The sequence below is a fragment of the Rheinheimera aquimaris genome (assembly GCF_020531985.1).
Lineage (GTDB): Bacteria > Pseudomonadota > Gammaproteobacteria > Enterobacterales > Alteromonadaceae > Alishewanella > Alishewanella aquimaris.
Genome location: NZ_JAJAVQ010000002.1, coordinates 287,373 through 306,500, shown reverse-complemented (window position 1 = coordinate 306,500; position 19,128 = coordinate 287,373). Strand labels below are relative to the sequence as shown.

Sequence of the window (19,128 nt, the reverse complement as noted above, 5' to 3'; positions counted from 1 at the left end):
ACTACGGCTACACTCAAATATTTCGTGTTTTTTGCTGCACCTGAGCAGTATTCGCCTTAAACTATGCACATCTCAATTTTAAAGGAACGACAATGGCCGACTGGGGTACTGAAAAAGCGCGCTCTATATACAATGTAGCTGTCTGGAGTGAAGGGTATTTTGACGTCAATGCTAATGGTGATCTGATCGCCTTCCCGGATCAGGATCACAGTAAAACCGGTATCAGTTTTCCAGAACTGACAGCACGCTTTAAAGAAGAAGGCTTAACCTTACCAGTACTGGTGCGTTTTACCGATATTCTGCAGCATCGGGTCGACACGCTGATTAAATCGTTTATGCGCGCTAAGGCGGAAAAAGACTATCAGGGCCAATACACCGCGGTTTATCCGATTAAAGTTAACCAGCAGTTTTCTGTGGTTAAACGCCTTATCAGCCACGACAGCGGTAAAGTCGGCTTAGAGGCCGGCAGTAAGCCCGAATTAATGGCCATTTTAGGCGTCACCGAACAACCGCTGCAAATTGTCTGTAACGGCTATAAAGACAGCGAGTTTTTGCGTTTGGCAACTATCGGCCAGATGATGGGCCACACCGTTTACGTGGTGGTGGAAAAGCTGTCAGAACTGAAAACACTGCTGCGCGAAATTGACAATCTGGGCGCGGCTCCGCGCATTGGTATTCGCATCCGTCTGAATTCTGTCGGTAAAGGTAAGTGGCAAAATACCGGCGGCGAGAAAGGCAAGTTTGGTTTAACGGCCACCCAGGTGCTGCAGGCAATTGATATATTGCGTGATGCTGGCAAGCTTGACTTACTGCAGTTGGTGCACTTTCACATCGGCTCGCAAATCGCCAATATCCGCGATATTCACAACGCCATCCGTGAATGTGCGCGCCATTATGCCGAGCTGCGCACTCTGGGCGTCCCCATCAGCACAGTTGATGTCGGCGGTGGGTTAGGCGTGGACTACGAAGGCTCAAAATCGCGTTCAGCCTGTTCGATGAACTATACCATGTACGAGTACGCCCGTAACGTCGTGAATGGCTTAAAAGAAGTCTGCGACGAGTACGACCTACCACACCCGAATATTATTACCGAGTCTGGCCGGGCGATGACAGCGCACCACGCGGTGCTGGTTACCGATGCGATTGATATTGAGCGCGCTCCGGGCCTGGTAAATCTGCCGGAGCCGGGTGAAGACTCGCCTACCGTCATTCTTGGCTTGTGGGAAGCTTATCAGAATGTCACCCCGCGCACTGCTATTGAAGCCTACCATGACGCGGTACATTACTTCACCGATGCGCACGCGCAATATGTGCATGGCCTGCTGACACTGCAGGACTGGTCTTTGCTTGAGCAAATTTACTTCGCTACTATCAACAAAGTAAAAGCAAACCTGGATATGACAGCCCGCTCACACCGTTCAATTCATGACGAACTGAACGAAAAGCTGGCAGACAAGCTGTTTGTTAACTTCTCTTTATTCCAGTCGATGCCGGATGCCTGGGGTATTGATCAATTGTTCCCGGTGATGCCGCTGGAAAGGATGAATGAACCACTGGATCACCGCGCTATTATTCAGGATATTACCTGTGATTCAGACGGCCAGCTAAAAAGCTACGCAGATGGCAATGGTATAGAACCCAGCCTGCCACTGCCGCTGTATAAAGAAGATCAGCAATACCTGCTGGGTATGTTTATGGTTGGCGCTTATCAGGAAATTCTTGGCGATTTACACAATTTGTTCGGTGATACCGACTCTGTGCATGTTGAACTGACTGACGACGGCGGCTACAAGCTGACGAACATCATCAAGGGCGATACCGTGGCCGATGTGCTGCGTTACGTGCAGTTTGATGCCAAAAAGCTGATCGCATCTTACACCAAGCAGCTGTCTAAACTGGATATGGCGGATGGGCGTAAAGACGAGTTGCTGGACGAGCTGAAAGCCGGTGTTTATGGTTACACCTACTTTGAAGATTAAGGTACACTAGCCACTGATCCGATGTGTTAACAGCAGGCTCGCCTGCTGTTATCATTTTTACCGGTACTGTTTCCGGTCATTGTTATCAGGTGCTGCTATGCTACATTTTTTACCGCGCCCGCTTACGGGTGCCTTGTCGATGCTGTTGTACGTTCTGAACACCCTATTCTGGTCTATCCCTATTATGTTGTTGGCACTGTTAAAACTGCCACCTTTGACGCGCTGGCAAAGTTGGATGACGTATCTGCTGGACGCCTGTGCTGTCTCCTGGATCAGTGTAAATAACTTCACCACCCGTTTATTTACCCGTATACGCTGGCATATCAGCGGGCTGGACAGACTGTCGCGCAAAGATTGGTATCTGGTGTTGGCCAACCACCAGTCTTGGGCCGACATCCTGGTGCTACAAAACGTATTCAACCGAAAAACTCCTTTTATTAAGTTTTTCCTGAAAAAAGAACTGATTTACGTCCCTGTTATCGGCCTTTGCTGGTGGGCGCTGGATTTCCCTTTTATGAAACGCTATAGCAAAGCGTTTTTACAGCGTAACCCGCATTTACAAGGTAAAGATATTGAGACAACGCGCAAAGCCTGTCGCAAATTTCGCTTTAAGCCAGCCGCCATCATGAATTTTGTTGAAGGCACCCGCTTTACCCGCGAAAAGCACGATAAACAGCAAGCTCCTTATCAAAACCTGCTAAAACCCAAAGCCGGCGGTGCCGCTTTTGTTCTCGGCGCCATGGGTGAGCAACTGCATAAAATTCTGGATATTACGATTCATTACCCTAAAGGTATCCCAACCTTCTGGGATTATATCTCTGGCAAAGTTCGTGATATAACAGTGCAGGTTAACGTGCTGCCAATAACACCCGATTTGCTGGGCGACTATAACGACAACCAATACCGCGAACGTTTCCAGCAATGGATTAACCAGTTATGGCAGCAAAAAGATCAGCAGCTGACTGCACTGAAACAAGGAGTTAAGCAGTAATGTTAAGTTTTCTACCCGGCTGGCTGTTACTGCCGTTCAGTTTTACCCTGTTTAGCTGTAACCTGGCCCTGTGGGGCATACTGGTAACCCCGCTTGGCTTAATCAAACTGCTATTACCATTTCCGGCCATACATCGTCTTACCGCGCTGGCAGGTAAAGGTTGCTACCGTGGCTGGACGTCAGGCAACACGGCACTGATTAATTTATTTAACCGCGCAGACTGGCAAATTACCGGTGCGCAGGCGTTGGATAAAGCCAGCTGGTATCTGCTGATATCAAACCATAAAAGCTGGCTGGATATTCCTGTAGTGAGTACCGTTGCACACAGCCGTATTCCCGAACCCAAATTCTTCTTAAAAGATGAGCTTAAATGGTTGCCGTTCTTAGGTACAGGCTGCTGGGCACTGGATATGCCCTTTATGAAACGCTACAGCGCTGCTCAGCTGGCTAAATACCCGCATTTAAAGGGGAAAGATATTGAAACTACCCGCCAGTCTTGCCAGAAATTTAAAACTGTACCGACAACTATTATTAACTTTGTTGAAGGCACCCGTTTTACTGAAAACAAAAAAGTACAAAAACGCAGCCCATTCCACTATTTACTCCCACCCAAAGCTGGCGGTATTGCCTTTACACTCGCCAGCATGGGCGAGCAGTTTAACGCGATTTTAGACTTCACCCTGATGTATCCGGATAACCCGAATAATGTCGCACTGGATATGTTAATGGGAAAGCTGAAGCGCGTCGTGGTGCAGGTAGAGGTATTGCCTGTCGACCAGCAGGTGATCGGCGACTACTTTAACGATGAGCAGTTCCGCGAGCGCTTTCAGCTTTGGCTGAACCAGCGTTGGCAACACAAGGAGCAGCTTATCGAACAGTTTTATCAGTCTGAAACCTTAAGGACATCAGCGGAGCAGTTGCCATGCTAAATGAACTGCTTACCCTGCTGGCCAACAGCATCATGCTGCCTGAGCGTTGGCACCATATCTTTATCCTTGGCTGTAACATTCTGATTGCTGTGTTTGTGGTAGCACTGTGCTTTATGTTGGTTCGGGCCTGGCTGCGGCCGATTCTGGCACGCATACTGGATAAACTGGATGGGCGCTTAACACACGAAACTGAACGCGAGCGCCGCAGCCTGGCCAGCCATCTGGCACATTTGCTTCCGGCCCTGGTGCTACAGGCGCTACTGCCGGTGTTGTTTAGTCAAAACGAACATTTGTCTGCCGTGCTCGGTGTGCTGGTTTGGCTCTACCTGTATTTGTTCCTTGGCCTGGCTGTAGCCGCAGCTATTACGCTGATCGCCAAAAGCTACGCCCACCTGGTGCCGAACCCTACCATTCCGTATCAGGGTATTTCACAACTGCTAAAACTGCTGACCTTTATTGTGTTCAGCATCCTAATTATCAGTACCACGCTGGGTAAATCGCCAACCTTACTGCTCAGCGGCTTGGGTGCGCTAACAGCAGTGTTATTGCTGGTGTTTAAAGACGCTATTCTCGGCTTTGTCGCCAGTATTCAGATCGCAGTTAATAACATGGTCAATGTCGGTGACTGGATCGAAATGCCCAAGTACGGCGCTGACGGCGATGTGACAGAAATCGCGCTGACAACGGTAAAAGTGCGGAATTGGGATAACACTATTACCACCATTCCTACCTATGCGCTGATTTCTGATTCTTTCAAAAACTGGCGTGGCATGCAGCAATCCGGCGGCCGGCGTATCAAGCGCGCAATCAATATCGATATTAATACTATCCGCTTTATTAAAAGCCCGGAGCTGGAAAAACTACAACAACGCCAACGGTTACACGATTTTTTTCAGCAACAGGATGTGCGTGATTTATTAAGCAGTGATGATGTTACCAATATCGCGCTGTTCCGTTATTACGTGCGCTGGACCTTACGTCACCACCCAAGCATCAATCAGGATATGACCCTGATGGTCAGGCAACTGCAGCCAACTGAAGTCGGGCTGCCTGTTGAGATCTATTGTTTCAGTGCAGATAAAAACTGGCTGAACTATGAAGCCATACAGGCGGATATTTTCGATAAACTGTTTGCCATCTTGCCGGTATTTGACCTGGCTGCTTTCCAGCGTATCGGCTCACGTCAGTCACTGACACAGGGCAGTTAACTTTGCTTTATCGCACTAAGTAGCAGGTTACGGGGCGTAATGTGATAGTCACACAGCTGTGTCAGGTGAACCTCGTAACCGTGCTGCTGCAGATAAAGTGCTTTATCCAGCATTAACCATAACTCCAGCGGCCGGCGGAACAGGTGGCGTACCAGCTCAATGCGCTGCACCAGCTGCAGCCGCCTGGCCCCCCGCTGCAAGTAATGTGTCCAGTCGGTATTGACCGGTAACGTAAGCTGATGCTGAGCCGCAGCCCAGTGCGCAAAACCGGCGAAATCGCCGCTGAACCAGTGCTTGCCTACCGATGCCAGCGGCCGGTATACCCTCTGGCTGCTGAGATCTGCACGCAGCTCATCATAAGCCAGCCGCCATAGCACTTCAGTACCACGCAGTTTTTCAATCCGGCCGCCCGCCGTGACCTGCCCCTGTACAACCAGCTTTAAATCATCTTTGGCCAGTTTTAGATCCTGTGCAGTACCCATAGCAGACATCGGCTGGTAGCACGGCTGTGGGATCAAATGATAACAGCAGGGTACCAGCAGTAACTGCTGACACCCTGCCTGCACTGCCTGCTGCAGCATCGAAATATGTAACTGCCCGCAGGCATGCAGCGCGACCAGTTGTTGCTGTGGTTGCAATACCTGCTGCAATGAATCGTTCAGCACATCAGCGCAAATAAACTGTTGCGCCAGCTTGTACTTACCAGCCAGCTCCTCGCCTTGCCGGCACAATGCAGCCTGCCACTCAATGCTGGTAACCGGCGCGGTAAAGCGGTGTGCCAGGATCCGGCCAAGATGCCCCTTACCGGCGCACCATTCCACTACCGGCAGCATCTGCTCTGGCCATTGTTGGCAGACAGCATCTATTTGCTGCAGTTTGCGCCCGCCGATACCGTTTTCCAGCCAGAATGGCAAAGGTGCCAATGTTCGCTCCGGTGCAGAGCGGGTAAACTGCGGCAAAGCAAACAACGCCGGGAAAAATGGCGCGAACACCTGTTGCTGCAACTCGCTGCTATTATCAATGTGTTTTAGCTGTTGCTCATCAAGCACCTGCAAACACTGTTGTAGTCGCTGTTCGGGCCACGGCAGTGCATCGCAGGCAAAAGGTAACAGTTGCCAGTATTGCCGGTACTGCTGCAATACAGCTGTTAGCTGCCCGAACTGCTGCGATAAAGAGATTTGCATAAATAGCTGCCCGCCGTTTTGCCACACTGAAGCTTGTGCTTTATAGTAAGGCTGTCACTAAATCTAAGGCCGCTATGATAATTCAACGCGTTAGCAGTACCAGCAATTTTATTACCTGGTTTGGCAGCTTGTTGCTGCTGACATTTTTTGGCTGGCTTGGCTGGCAGGACTATCAGCAGCATCAAACCACTGATGTGTTGCAAAAGTGGGCGCTGGCGTTTTTGGTCAGTGAACTGCTGCTATTGCTGTTGTTATCAGATATGCAGCGCGTCACGCGGCGGCTGATGCGTGAACTGCAGCAATCGCAGGAGCTAAAACAACAGCGTGAAACCCAGCAGAATAAACAGTATCAGCAGGCACTGAGTACACTGAACAATATTGCCGCCAGCTTCAACCCGGATTGGCGTGAACAGTTACGCCAGGCCCTGTTAGTTGCGGCTGATTATCTGCACCTGCCGATCGCCATACTGAGTAAGATAGACGGTGACGACTATCAGGTAATCGTTCACAGCGCGCCGGCTGGTTTACTGCAGGATGACTCGCATTTTGAGCTTGGCCAGACATACTGTAGTTTAACGCTGGCGGGCAACAGTGTATTTGCCGTGCATCATATGAGCGATAGTAAATACGCCAGCCATCCATGCTTCAGTGCTTTTGCGCTGGAAAGTTATATCGGCGCAGCAGTGCAGGTAGAGGGCGCCCCATTTGGCACCATCAGTTTTTCATCAGCCAAACCAAGAGTGCGGCCATTTAGTCAGCTAGAGCGCGATTTTGTCAGCCTGCTGGCACGCTGGGTGGGCAGCAATATAGAACGGCGCCGTTATCTGGAAGCACAGATTGAAGTGGCTGAGCGGTTGAAAAAAATATCCAGCCAGTTGCCGGGTATGGTGTTTCAATTCAGACAAACAGCTGATGGTAAATTCAGCTTCCCTTATTGCAGTGAAGGCATTCGTACCTTGTTCCATCTGACAGCCGAGCAGGTAAAGCAGGATGCCTCACCCTTATTTGCATTAGTTCATCCTGATGATCAGGATTTAGTACAGCAGGGCATTCATCAATCTGCAGAGACACTGTCGCTGTGGAAACAAGACCATCGTATTCAGCATAGCGACGGTGAGGTAGTGTGGTTAGCTGGCCGCGCCGTACCGGAAAGTCAGCCAGACGGCAGCATACTGTGGCATGGTTTTGTCAGCGATATTACCGAGCGTAAGAAAATCGAGCGGTTAAAAGATGAGTTTGTTTCTACCGTCAGCCATGAGTTGCGTACACCACTGACAGCAATCAGCGGCGCCATTGGTCTGCTGCATGGCCAGGTGTTTGGCCGGCTGCCGGCTCAGGCCATGCAAATGGCAGAACTGACACAGGCAAATGTGAAGAAACTGCAGTTGTTGATAAACGATTTACTGGATATGGATAAACTTATTGCCGGCAAAATGCAGTTTGATATGCAACCGCAACCGCTGCTGCCCGTAATAGAAACTGCTGTGCGTGATAACCAAAGCTATGCTCAGCAGTATCAGGTGCGATATCGGCTGCAGGCCGACGCCACCGACTTATGGGTCAATGTCGACAGCATGCGCCTGCAACAGGTGATGACTAACTTACTGTCTAACGCGGCCAAGTTTTCTCCCGCCGGTGCCGATGTCGATATACTGGTGCAATGTCAGCAACAACAGGCATTGGTGCGGGTAATAGACAAAGGTTGTGGCATAAGCGATGAATTTAAAAAAGATATTTTCAGTCACTTTTCCCAGGCTGATAGCTCTGACAGCAAGAGTAAAGGCGGCACCGGCCTGGGTCTGGCTATCAGCAAACAGCTGATGACCCGGATGCATGGTAGTATAGGTTTTCATTCTGAAGTCGGTAACGGCAGCGAGTTTTACCTGTTGCTGCCACTGGTCAGTGAAACAGAACCCAGCGAGGTTAAGTTATGACAGAATTACAACGTATTATGCATGTTGAAGACGACCCGTCGATTCAACAGGTTGCCAAAATTGCTCTGGAAGCAGTTGGCGGTTTTACCGTGCATACCTGCAGCAGCGGCCAACAGGCATTGGATGATTACCAGGCCTTTACGCCACAGCTGATCCTGATGGATGTGATGATGCCCGGCATGGACGGCCCGACAACCTTACAGCAACTGCAGCAGAAGTATGATCTGTCCGGTATACCGACTGTTTTTATGACTGCAAAAGTGCAAAGTAATGAAGTGTCGTCGTATAAAGCATTAGGTGCGGCTGATGTAGTGGTAAAACCTTTTGACCCTATGACATTATCCGAACAGATCCGACAAATCTGGCGCGATTTCCACAGTTAGTATCAGCAGCGCCTTGCTGTACGTTCTCAGTACAGCAGGCTGTATAACTTGCGCCGGTATTGACTGGCCACACTATCACCTTTTGGCAGCGCAGCCAGAATATCCAGAAATAGCTTTTTGCTGCCACCAAAATTCAAATCCTGCTGTAATACGGTGAATAACAGCGCTAATGCCTCTTCACTGCGTTGTACTGCCTGATACTGCACAGCCAGCTTTTCTTTTAGCTCATTGTTATCGGGCGCAGCAGCCAGTGCCGCTTCCAATGCCTGAATTTCCGGGGTGTCTGCTGCTTCCTTTGCCAGTTGCAACTTGGCCAGTACCGACTTATACAGCGCATCCTGTTGCGCCAGCTTTATCTCCGACAACATAGCCTCAGCCTGAGTCAACTGCCCCAGACCTATCGCCGTATCAGCCAGCCACAGTTTAATATCGCTGCGCTCAGGCGCCAACGCCAGCGCGTCTTTTAATAACGGATAAGCAGCGGCATAATCCTGTGCAGCCAGCAGCGGCTCAGCTTTTGCCAGCAAGTCATCTTCCGGTTTTGGCAAATAAGCCGCCAACTTAGTACGAATAGCCTGCTCGGTCTCTACGCCGGCAAAGCCATCCACCGGGCGGCCTTGCTTAATAAACATCACGGTAGGCAGTGACTGCACCCCAAACTGCATCGCCAGGTCCTGCTCTTTGTCGCAATCAACCCTGGCCAGTAGCAACTGCTGCGGATACTGCTGCACAATACGCTCTAACACCGGGCTCAGTTGTTTACAGCCCTCACTGCGGGCAGACCAGAACTGAAACAGCACCAGTTTCTGCATGGAAGCATCCAGTACTTCGCGGGCGTTGCTCAAAGATACGTCAACTATCGGCTGTAACATAAAACCTGAAATCCTGTGTTAGTGGTTTATATCGCTATGTTAGCTACTATGTGGGCATAACACTGGCTTTGCAAGCCTTGTAAATGCTGATAAAAGCAGCAAAATCGTCAGAAAAAGCATCGACATCGGGCTGGCTATCACGTAAATTAATCAGGCGCATAAAAGAATGACTGCAAAGCAGCAAATAACCATAGCGCCATAGTTTGAGTTAACAGCTTATCCTGTTTAACCAGTCCACGTAGCAAACAGAATAAAACAGCACAGAAGTGTTGTTTAAGCCATTCACCCGCGACTTTGCCAGCAAAGCCGTGGTGTGTTGTCGTTGCCACAGCAAACTATGAGAAATCAAGATGACCAGCCAGACCAAGTCAGCCGACTTAGCCAGAACAACCGAGATGTTGTCCGGTGCCGCCATGGTAATTCGCGCCCTTGCCGATGAAGGCGTTGAATATCTGTACGGCTACCCGGGTGGCGCTGTATTACATATCTATGACGCGCTGTTTCAGCAAAATAAAGTCAAACACGTGCTGGTACGGCATGAGCAAGCTGCCACGCACATGGCCGATGCTTATGCCCGTGCCAGTGGTAAAGCCGGTGTCGTCCTGGTGACGTCCGGCCCCGGTGCCACCAATGCCGTCACCGGCATTGCGACCGCCTACATGGACTCTATTCCAATGGTAGTGTTAACCGGCCAGGTCATGAGTCATCTGATTGGCGGCGACGCCTTTCAGGAAACAGATATGCTGGGTATTTCACGGCCTATCTGCAAACACAATATGTCGGTACGCCGGCCGGAAGACATCCCGCTGTTAATTAAAAAGGCGTTTCATATCGCCCAAAGTGGCCGCCCGGGCCCGGTAGTGCTGGACATCCCAAAAGACATGACGATGCCTGATCAGAAGTTTCCGTATCATTACCCCAGCGATGTTAGCCTGCGCTCTTATCAGCCGAAACAACAGGGCCATGCTGGCCAGATCAAAAAAGCCGTTACAGCATTACTGGCAGCGAAGAAGCCTGTGTTATACGCCGGTGGTGGTGCAATTTTAGGTAAAGCGTCAGCAGAGCTGACCGAACTGGCACAATTACTAAACCTGCCTGTCACCAATACCCTGATGGGGTTAGGTGCTTACCCGGCTGATGATAAACAATTTATTGGTATGCTGGGTATGCACGGTAGCTACGAAGCTAACCAGACCATGCACCATGCTGATCTCATCCTGGCGGTCGGCGCCCGCTTTGATGACAGGGTGACCAACAACACTAAAAAGTTCTGCCCGGATGCCACCATAATTCATATCGATATCGACCCGGCCAGTATCAGTAAAACGGTGAATGCGCATATTCCTATTGTCGGTTTGGTACAGCCAGTGCTGGCCGACATGCTGGCTTTGCTGAAACAGAAAAAGAAAAAGCTGGATGCAGCAGCCTTAACGCAGTGGTGGCAGCAAATTGAACACTGGCGTAACGTACATGGTGGCCGCTACGATACTGAAACCCCGCTGTTAAAACCACAGTATGTTATTGAGCAGGTAAGTAAAATTACCAAAGGCGAAGCCTATGTGTGCAGTGACGTTGGCCAGCATCAGATGTTCGCTGCCCAGTACTATAAATTCAATCAGCCCAACCGCTGGATTAACTCTGGCGGCCTGGGCACCATGGGCTTTGGCCTGCCTGCCGCTATGGGCGTTAAATTGAATTACCCGGACGCCGATGTCGTCTGCGTAACGGGTGAAGGCTCTATCCAGATGAATATTCAGGAGCTGTCGACCTGCAAACAGTATGGCCTGGGTGTAAAAATCATTAACCTGAACAATGGTTACCTGGGCATGGTAAAGCAATGGCAGGACATGAATTATGAAAGTCGCTATGCCAGCTCTTACATGGACTCACTACCAGACTTTGTCAAACTGGCTGAAGCTTATGGCCATGTCGGCATTCGGGTAACCAAACCGGAAGAGCTGCAACCGGCGTTAGAACGTGCTTTTGCATTGAAAGATCAACTGGTGTTTTTAGATATTCATATCGACCCGAAAGAACACGTCTACCCGATGCAGGTGCCTGGTGGTGCGATGAATGACATGTTTTTAAGCAAAACAGAGAGGACTTAACATGCGGCATATTATTTCTGTTCTGCTGGAAAACGAGTCCGGCGCTCTGGCCCGTTTGGTAGGCTTGTTTGCCCAGCGCGGCTATAACATAGACTCGCTGAACGTGGCGCCAACTGACGACGCAACTTTATCACGCCTGACACTGGTCACCCACGGTAACGATCAGGTTATCGAACAAATCAGTAAGCAGCTGCATAAGCTGATAGAGGTGGTAAAAGTATCGGACATCAGCGAAGCCGCACATATTGAACGCGAGTTGATGCTGGTCAAAGTAAAAGCCAGTGGTAATCAGCGTGAAGAAGTAAAACGCTGCGCCGATATTTTCCGCGGCCAGATTATTGACGTCACCCCCACCACTTACACCATTCAACTGGTCGGAACCAGCGACAAACTGGATGCCTTTCTTCAGGCGTTGGGCACTACCCCCATTATGGAAGTGGTGCGCAGCGGCGCTTCAGGTATCGCCCGTGGTGAAAAAACCCTGGCGCTTTAGTCGGTTATAATCGGGCATGTTAGCTTAGGCCGTCATGCCCTTTACGCCATTGAACATTAAATAAACAATTGACCTGCACCAGAAAATATACGAGATTAACAGTAATTTCACGTTATCAGGGACAGATCAATGAAAACCAGTAGCCCGTTTTACTGCCTGCTAATTTGCTGGGCTACGATGTCTGCAGCGGCTGCAGCAGACTTACCAATACTGGATACCTTTCCACGCTGCGATTATCAGTTAGTTCAGCAGTTTGATATTACACAGCAGCGCTCGACAGATGAAGCATCTGAACCAGAGGATCAGCAAAAGCTATTAGCTGACGTCTTACATTTAATACGCAGAAATTCCGCAGATGCCGGCGCCGAAGCCATTATTCTGCAATATGTGAATGGCGATAAACTGATGCTGAAAAACTCTGTGCGGCGTAAAACAGGTAGTTTTGAACTCAGGCTAAATGCCCGTGCCGACGCCATAACATTGTGTGATGAAGACCCAAAGCTGCCACTAAAAGCAACGCCGTTTAATGAGCGGGGCAATCGCAATGCAGTGCTAAGCACCCAAAGCATTAATATCCCTATAGCGTTCACGCTCACTACCAACATCGATACAGGTTCACCCGCTCAGCCGTTAAAACCTCTTGTTTCGTTGCAGCAGGGTTTTCACGGTGTGCTTCCGGGTATGACGTCAGATGAGCTTAAAGCTATCTGGGGCCAGCCTGACGCAGAATTTCAGCTGCAACAGCAAGGCTATCAAGCACTGGCTTATGGTAAGCAATACTGGCTGCTGTTATATCAGGACAAAATTGTTTCAATTGATTCCCGCCATTCGCTGCTGTCGGCAGATATCACGCGCCAGATAAATGATAATCAGGCATTTAGCCACCTGGCATGGCAACTGGACGGCCATTTTGAACAACGAACACCGCTTACAGAACTTAAAGCGCAGTACCAACAACTTAAACCGTTGGCTGACAACCTGTTTTCATTGCAGCATGGCGATAATCAGTTAAAGATGGAATTTGCCGATTATCTGGATATCCGCTCCGGGACACAGCAGACGGTACTTAGTCAACTCAGACTGCAATCGGTTAAGTTAACCCCGCCCAAGCAACTGGAATTGGCTGTCGCTTTACCGCTGGATGAGTTACAAAATGACTCGACCAATCCGTTTAGCCGACAATACTGGCAAACTACGCTGCAAGCTGTGCCGGTCCTAAACAGCGCTGTGCGGTCTGACGGCTATGCTCTAACAATTTACAATGCGTCTTTAGCGGCGGTATTCCACCTGCAACAGTTAAAAGAGATACAACTGCTACCGGTTTATCAGGGACAAGGCAGTGATCAATTGCAGCAAACGCTGAAAAACCTGAGTATGCCTAGCTCTAAAGCTGCCTTTTTACAACAATTTCCCGACGCCTTTGACGCGTTGGGAAAATTGATTTACTACGGTGATCAGATTGAAGTCAGCGCCTTGTACTCCGAGACAGGAGATAGTCAGCTTGAGAACATCACCATAAGCTTTATGTGAACCGGCGCTGCTCAATTACAGCACTTTGGCAAACCAAAGCAAAAATAATAGTGCAAAGCCAATAAGATAGGCTAAGCCCAGCCAACTCAGCAGCTTCAGCGGTTTACTGAGCACTATAGCGCCGTCGCCACGCATCAGGCTGTAGTTTAGCCAGGCGAATACCGGTGTGGTTAAAAACGCCAGTGTCATAGCAAACGTCAGCATTGGCGCCAAAGCCGCTTTAAAAAACAGGATCAATGCCATACCGGCAGCAGCCTGTGCCAATAACCAGTAATTTAGCGCCGCTTTGTGTTTGATAACCCCCAGCTGCTCAAAAGACGCATGTAAGGTGCGGGCATAGCCATCCAACACCGTAATGCTGGTACCAAACATACATAAAAAGGCAATAAAAGCCACCAGTGGCTGAGCCCAGCTACCTATAGTGCTGGCGTACATTTGCATCAACTGCTGCGCAAAAGCAGTGCCCGCCAAGGCTATTGGCTGCTCGCTGCCATACTGTACCAGCGCGCCCAGTGACAGAAACACCAGCGCCAGCGCCGCTGTCAGCCAGTAACCTAGATTAAAATCAAACAGGCCCTGAGCGCGGGTAATATGTGTTTGCCGTTGCTTCGCCTGTAACCACAGTGAGCTGATAGCAGAAATTTCAATCGGTGCAGGCATCCAGCCCATCAGCGCAACCAGAAAACCTAAACTGGCTAATGTCCACGGCGACGGGCCAACATAACCGGCCGGTGCCTGAGCACCGTTATGCCAGGCAATCACCGCTGCTATTACCGTAGTAACCGTCAGTAACGTCATGATGAGCTTCGAGACACTATCGAGCGCCTTATAATGGCCCAACAGCAAAATAAACAAACATAGTGCCAGGATAAGCCAGCACAACAGTGTCACTGAAATATTGCCAGGCAACGCGTATTGCAACAAGCTGGCGGTTAGCAACAGTACACCTGCTGTATTGACGACAGCAGCAATAACATTCAGCACAATAAAACTATAAAAATAGCCGCGGCCTTTGCGCTGGTAGCCGTGTAACAGGCTTTCTTTGCGGGTTAACGTATACTCTACGCCAAAGCGGAAGAACGGATACTTCAGCACATTGACCAGCAGAATCAGCCATGCCAGTTGCCAGCCAAATAAGGCGCCAGCCTGAGTTGATGCTACCAAATGCGAACCACCGATAGCGGCAGTTGCCATCAGAATACCCGGCCCTAATGCCTGAAAACGGCTACGCCAGCCAGTATGTTGCTGCATAGTTATTGTTCTGTATGGTAATTTTTGTTGCGTCCAGCTTAGCCAAAGCCCCGTCTAATTACTATTGGGTAGGCGGTTTTTTCTGCTGTACATTGGCAATGCTGCCGAATTCTTCCATACTGGCCGCATGCCGCTACAACACTGAGGTATTTATGAGCGAAGAACTGCTTGATCAGGCCATGTTATTTGAAGTTGTCGAGAACCAGCTGGCCGACAATTACCCGAAGCAGGTAACCGAAACCCTGATGCGCCTGCGCATGACAGGCCACAGCCGGGATGAAGCTATTGAGCTTATCGCCTGCGCCCTGGCACCGGAAATGATCGATGTGATTGAACATCAGCAAAGTTTTAATTTAGAACGTTATGCTGCCCACCTGGCACAACTGCCTGAAACGCCCTGGCTCGGAGATGACGAGTGACAACCGCAGAAGTGCAACATCAACCACAGCAGCAGCGCTTTGTATTGCACCTGGATGGTGCAGAAGCTGTACTGGACTATGTAATAACGGGCAAGGTCATCAATTTTCACCACACCTTTGTGCCGGTTGAATTTCGCGGTAAAGGCCTTGCAGAGAAGTTGGTACGCCACGGCCTGGCATGGGCCAAAGCCCAGCAATACCAGATAACTGCCAGCTGCTGGTATGTGCAGAAGTTCTTGCGCTAGGCCGTTATCGCAGCCACTGCGCGTCTTTTTCCCTGAATTGGCAAATTGTTTGCATAACCTGCCGGGCCGTTAATGGCAAAGCAGGGAGCAGTAACAGGTTATGCAGCAGTTTGTTGAACAACATAAAGAAGTGCTTAAAGCCACCATGCCTGGCGTTAAGGGCCATGAAGTAAAACTGCAGCAACTGGATGACTGGTGGGGCAAAGTCAGCCTGATCGGCAAAATCAATAGCCTGCGGCTGGGCTCCGACATTTTAACCAGTATGGATGTCACCAAACAGCGTTTTAATCTGTTGCAACATACACTGATAGACAACCTGCTGCAGGAACAAACCCGCAAAGTGCTGCTGTACGACAAAGCCTGCTGTCAGATGGCGATGGATGTGCTAACACGCAACCTGTTTGAGCGCACTGCAGATATTGGCTTTCTGGCAACCGATCAGCAAATCTGTCAGTTTATGGCGCAAGCTGATACGCAGGAGACAGAGCAAGCCGTTTTGCTGCGCCATCTGCAGCATTACGTAGCAAACTATTCGGTGTATGACGATGTTGTGCTGCTGGCTGCAGATGGCCGTATTTTACTGCGGCTTAACCAGCAGCATAGCGCAACGCACTCGAATGATCCTTTGCTGCAACTTAGCCTGACCCAGGGCAGCAGCTATACCGAAACCTGCCGCTATTCTGATTTACAGCCGGATAAAGCCTTAAGTCTGATTTACTCACAACCGGTATACGACGCACAGCAACAAGTACTGGGAGTATTATGCCTGTGCTTTAATATCGCTGATGAACTGCACACCATTTTCAGCAAACTCCTTATAGCCAATCAGCACAGTATGATGGCGCTGGTTACTGCCGATGGCAGTGTTGCCTTCAGCTCGGATCAAACAAAACTGCCTGTACTGAGTAAGGCTGAAACAGTACAGCGCCTGAAGCTGCACCGGCATGAACAGAAAAATTATTTGATTAGCGTTGCCAGCAGCCGTGGTTATCAGCAGTACTACGGCCCCGGCTGGCAGGTACAGATGTGGACGCCGCTGGATACGCTGACACAAACGTCTACCTTGCCGGTCACTGACAACACACTGGCCGAGACCGGCCTGTTCCCGGCCTTGTCAGCAATTAAACTCGAGTCGATGCAGGTTAATGACGAACTCAGCCTGATTGTACTAAACGGCGAAATAGCGGCAGCGCGCAAACATGCAATTGAATTTATTCCGGTACTGAATGCCATCAGAGGCATCGGGCAGGATATCTATCAGGTGTTCTCATCTTCTATCGATGAACTGGCTGCCACTATTATGCACAGCCAGTTGCTTGAGCTGACGACTCTGGCTGAACTGGCTGCCGATATCATGGACCGCAATTTATACGAGCGGGCCAATGATTGTCGTTGGTGGGCACAAAATGCCAGTTTCCGTCAGGCACTGGCCCAGCCTGACATTACGGATGCACAGCGCCAGGCGTTGGCGCAACAACTGGCCTACATCAATGGCCTGTATACGGTTTACCAGACGATTTATTTATATGATGCCAGGTTACAGCTTGTCGCCAGCTCAACCGGCGATGCGGGCGGCGTAATGGAAGCAGGCAGCGCTGCTGAAGCCTGTCTTAAACTGTCACAGCCGCAGCAATATGCCGTCAGCGACTTTGTGCCAAGCCAGCTGTATCAGCAGCAACCCACCTACATCTACAATGCAGCGCTATTTCACCCATCCCATAGCGAACAGGTTATTGGTGGTATTGGCCTGGTGTTTGACAGCACACCGCAGTTCAGCGCCATGCTAAGCGATATTTTGCCCAAAGATGAGCACGGCGGAATAAAAGCCGGCTACAGTGCCTGCTTTACCGATGCCAGCGGCCAGGTTATTTCCGCCGTAAACGCTAAATGGCAGGCCGGTACAGTGCTGCCACTACCGGCAGCGTTTTATCAACAGGCATTACAACAAGCACTGACGCGACAGTGCGAACTGGGCGGTCAGCGCTATCTGGTAGCCATTGCACCGACTAAAGGTTACCGCGAGTATAAAACCAGCGACGGTTATCAGAATCAGCTGTTTGCCTGCCTGTTACTGCAATATCAGATAACCGCCGGCTGCTGATAAGTACAACAGCTTTTGTATTGAGAAAATCAGCGCAACAAAGAATATTGATTACCGCCACGACTCTCAGCATGCGACATAGCGGCCGCAGCGCGTTCTATAAGCAACCCTGCCTCAAGACCATCGTGCGGATAGCGGCTGATACCAATACTGACTGAAATAGGCTGGGGTTGCGGACATAAATCTTCAAACGTTCCCAGTTTTTGCATTAACTTTTCTGCGACCAATACCGCATCATAAATTCGTTTGACATCTGTTATCAGTATAAGAAATTGACCATTGGCTCGCTGGTTTACCAGGTCACAGGCCCGAACTGCTGCTACTAATTTCGTTAGCACCAAATCACTGGTCTGCTTTGCTACTCCTGCTCCATGTTGTTGATAAATGGCGCGGAACTGATCTAATTGCACAAATAGCACCGCAAAACCCTTGCTGGTTCGTTGTGACTGTTTAATCAGCTGATGGAACTGTTGCTGAGTTTGCTGCTTGTCAGCAACATCGCTGGTATGACCCTGCTGGCTTTGTCGCAATGCCAGCATCTCACATAAGGTTCTTTCGGTAACTGCTTCAGCCAATGCTAACGCCTGCTGCAATTGGGCATAGCTGCGTCTGGGGGATGACATTATCTTCCGTGGCAACGCAGCCTCGGCATAAATTTGAACGATGCCCCCTCTGTTGTATTGCATAAATCCTCCTTGTCTACCGGAGTCAAATACGCCTGCCGCGTATTAAACGTATTACGATAACTATCAGTGCGATAACCAGTAACAAATGAATAAAACCACCCATAGTGTAGGAAGACACCAGGCCAAGTAACCATAAAACAATCAGCAGTACGACAATGGTTTCCAACATAAGGTTATGCCTGTTAACGATGTATGGAGCTTAACTATGCCGCAGTATCTACACCTTGTATGTGCGCTGGGTAACACATAAAAAGAACCCGCAGATAAGCGGGCCAGGTTATTCAGTATTTAGTACTGGTATGTTCAGAGCCCAGAATAGTAATCATCAATGCCCTTCGCCCAGGCCTGATCGGCCATATTTGGCCACTTATGCTTATCAAACCCCGGCGCTTTACTTAATCGCTCTTTTTCAATTGCCAACACAAAGCGCTTGTTTTGCGTATCCAGTTTCAGCGCATCCCAAGGCACCGCAAACAGCTTTTCTCCCATTCCCAAAAAAGTACCAAATGACAACACTGCATAGCTAACCTTGCCAGTGCCAACATTCAGCATAATTTCTTTGATATCGCCCAGGCTTTCCTCTTTGTGGTTAAAAACATCGTTACCCAATAGGGTATTCGCTCCCATAAGATGGGGACCCGGCCCATGCAAAGTACCTTTAAGAGTACCTATAGTACTGCGTTGTTCGTCTCTCATTATATTTGCTCCTGCTTAAAAGCCTGCCGGCAAACAAAGTTGTCGCAGCAGCTTTGATCTCAGTCTAATTCAATACAACCGACTGCTCTGTGCGTTGCAACACAGAACGGCAATATCTA

18 protein-coding genes are annotated in these 19,128 nt (G+C 49.7%); 12 read left to right on the top strand and 6 right to left on the bottom strand.

Going from position 1 to position 19,128, the window contains the following annotated elements:
* The first annotated feature begins 92 nt into the window (after positions 1 to 92).
* The 4 genes from speA (at position 93) to LHL18_RS06335 (ending at position 5,107) form a co-directional block, all read left to right on the top strand.
* Positions 93 to 1,979, top strand: coding sequence for a biosynthetic arginine decarboxylase (gene speA / locus LHL18_RS06350; protein ID WP_134053086.1), 1,887 nt, complete (start codon positions 93 to 95; stop codon positions 1,977 to 1,979).
* Between the two features lie 97 nt (positions 1,980 to 2,076).
* Positions 2,077 to 2,970 carry an acyltransferase gene (locus LHL18_RS06345; protein WP_226766254.1) on the top strand — a complete coding sequence of 298 codons (894 nt, stop codon included), beginning with the start codon at positions 2,077 to 2,079 and terminating at the stop codon, positions 2,968 to 2,970.
* Positions 2,970 to 3,899, top strand: coding sequence for an acyltransferase (locus LHL18_RS06340; protein WP_226766253.1), 930 nt, complete (start codon positions 2,970 to 2,972; stop codon positions 3,897 to 3,899). The genes LHL18_RS06345 and LHL18_RS06340 overlap by 1 nt, the downstream gene beginning before the upstream one ends.
* A complete protein-coding gene (locus LHL18_RS06335) occupies positions 3,893 to 5,107 on the top strand; it encodes a mechanosensitive ion channel family protein (protein ID WP_226766252.1) in 1,215 nt (404 codons plus the stop codon). The genes LHL18_RS06340 and LHL18_RS06335 overlap by 7 nt, the downstream gene beginning before the upstream one ends.
* Here the strand turns inward: LHL18_RS06335 and LHL18_RS06330 are convergent.
* Positions 5,104 to 6,291, bottom strand: a complete 1,188-nt coding sequence (locus LHL18_RS06330; RefSeq protein ID WP_226766251.1) for a methyltransferase — start codon at positions 6,289 to 6,291, stop codon at positions 5,104 to 5,106. The genes LHL18_RS06335 and LHL18_RS06330 overlap by 4 nt on opposite strands.
* Before the next feature lie 74 nt (positions 6,292 to 6,365).
* On the opposite strand from LHL18_RS06330, the gene LHL18_RS06325 reads away from it, so the two are divergent.
* Together LHL18_RS06325 and LHL18_RS06320 are read left to right on the top strand one after the other, a co-directional pair.
* Positions 6,366 to 8,225, top strand: coding sequence for an ATP-binding protein (locus tag LHL18_RS06325; RefSeq protein WP_226766250.1), 1,860 nt, complete (start codon positions 6,366 to 6,368; stop codon positions 8,223 to 8,225).
* The gene (locus LHL18_RS06320) at positions 8,222 to 8,608 is read left to right on the top strand and encodes a response regulator (protein ID WP_134053099.1); all 387 of its coding nucleotides are present in this window, start codon (positions 8,222 to 8,224) and stop codon (positions 8,606 to 8,608) included. Before LHL18_RS06325 ends, LHL18_RS06320 begins: the two co-directional genes overlap by 4 nt.
* Positions 8,609 to 8,634: 26 nt before the next feature.
* Here the strand turns inward: LHL18_RS06320 and LHL18_RS06315 are convergent, their stop codons facing one another.
* On the bottom strand, positions 8,635 to 9,480 hold the full coding sequence (locus LHL18_RS06315; RefSeq protein WP_134053101.1) for a co-chaperone YbbN: 846 nt from the start codon (positions 9,478 to 9,480) through the stop codon (positions 8,635 to 8,637).
* Between the two features lie 350 nt (positions 9,481 to 9,830).
* Here LHL18_RS06315 and LHL18_RS06310 point away from each other — a divergent pair, with 350 nt between their 5' ends.
* The 3 genes from LHL18_RS06310 to LHL18_RS06300 all read left to right on the top strand — a co-directional run bounded on the left by LHL18_RS06310 (position 9,831) and on the right by LHL18_RS06300 (position 13,611).
* Positions 9,831 to 11,588 carry an acetolactate synthase 3 large subunit gene (locus LHL18_RS06310; RefSeq protein ID WP_226766249.1) on the top strand — a complete coding sequence of 586 codons (1,758 nt, stop codon included), beginning with the start codon at positions 9,831 to 9,833 and terminating at the stop codon, positions 11,586 to 11,588.
* A gap of 1 nt (position 11,589) precedes the next feature.
* Entirely contained in the window at positions 11,590 to 12,081 is a 492-nt protein-coding gene (gene ilvN / locus LHL18_RS06305; protein ID WP_226766248.1) for an acetolactate synthase small subunit, read from the top strand.
* A gap of 129 nt (positions 12,082 to 12,210) precedes the next feature.
* Positions 12,211 to 13,611: a hypothetical protein gene (locus LHL18_RS06300; protein WP_226766247.1), complete on the top strand. Its 1,401-nt coding sequence runs from the start codon at positions 12,211 to 12,213 to the stop codon at positions 13,609 to 13,611.
* Between the two features lie 15 nt (positions 13,612 to 13,626).
* Here LHL18_RS06300 and LHL18_RS06295 read toward each other — a convergent pair whose 3' ends face one another.
* Positions 13,627 to 14,862: an NRAMP family divalent metal transporter gene (locus LHL18_RS06295; RefSeq protein WP_226766246.1), complete on the bottom strand. Its 1,236-nt coding sequence runs from the start codon at positions 14,860 to 14,862 to the stop codon at positions 13,627 to 13,629.
* 152 nt (positions 14,863 to 15,014) lie between these two features.
* On the opposite strand from LHL18_RS06295, the gene LHL18_RS06290 reads away from it, so the two are divergent.
* The 3 genes from LHL18_RS06290 to LHL18_RS06280 all read left to right on the top strand — a co-directional run bounded on the left by LHL18_RS06290 (position 15,015) and on the right by LHL18_RS06280 (position 17,627).
* A complete protein-coding gene (locus tag LHL18_RS06290) occupies positions 15,015 to 15,281 on the top strand; it encodes a hypothetical protein (protein WP_134053111.1) in 267 nt (88 codons plus the stop codon).
* Entirely contained in the window at positions 15,278 to 15,526 is a 249-nt protein-coding gene (locus LHL18_RS06285) for a GNAT family N-acetyltransferase (RefSeq protein WP_226766245.1), read from the top strand. Before LHL18_RS06290 ends, LHL18_RS06285 begins: the two co-directional genes overlap by 4 nt.
* A gap of 100 nt (positions 15,527 to 15,626) precedes the next feature.
* Complete coding sequence (locus tag LHL18_RS06280; RefSeq protein ID WP_226766244.1) at positions 15,627 to 17,627, top strand: cache domain-containing protein; 2,001 nt, start codon at positions 15,627 to 15,629, stop codon at positions 17,625 to 17,627.
* Positions 17,628 to 17,656: 29 nt separating this feature from the next.
* Here the strand turns inward: LHL18_RS06280 and LHL18_RS06275 are convergent, their stop codons facing one another.
* From LHL18_RS06275 to LHL18_RS06265, 3 genes are all read right to left on the bottom strand, one after another.
* A complete protein-coding gene (locus LHL18_RS06275) occupies positions 17,657 to 18,313 on the bottom strand; it encodes a GGDEF domain-containing protein (protein WP_226766243.1) in 657 nt (218 codons plus the stop codon).
* A gap of 22 nt (positions 18,314 to 18,335) precedes the next feature.
* Positions 18,336 to 18,482 (bottom strand): lmo0937 family membrane protein, encoded by a 147-nt coding sequence (locus tag LHL18_RS06270; RefSeq protein WP_226766242.1) that lies wholly within the window; start codon positions 18,480 to 18,482, stop codon positions 18,336 to 18,338.
* A 134-nt stretch (positions 18,483 to 18,616) separates the two neighbouring features.
* The gene (locus LHL18_RS06265) at positions 18,617 to 19,009 is read right to left on the bottom strand and encodes a PRC-barrel domain-containing protein (protein ID WP_226766241.1); all 393 of its coding nucleotides are present in this window, start codon (positions 19,007 to 19,009) and stop codon (positions 18,617 to 18,619) included.
* Positions 19,010 to 19,128 lie beyond the last annotated feature (119 nt).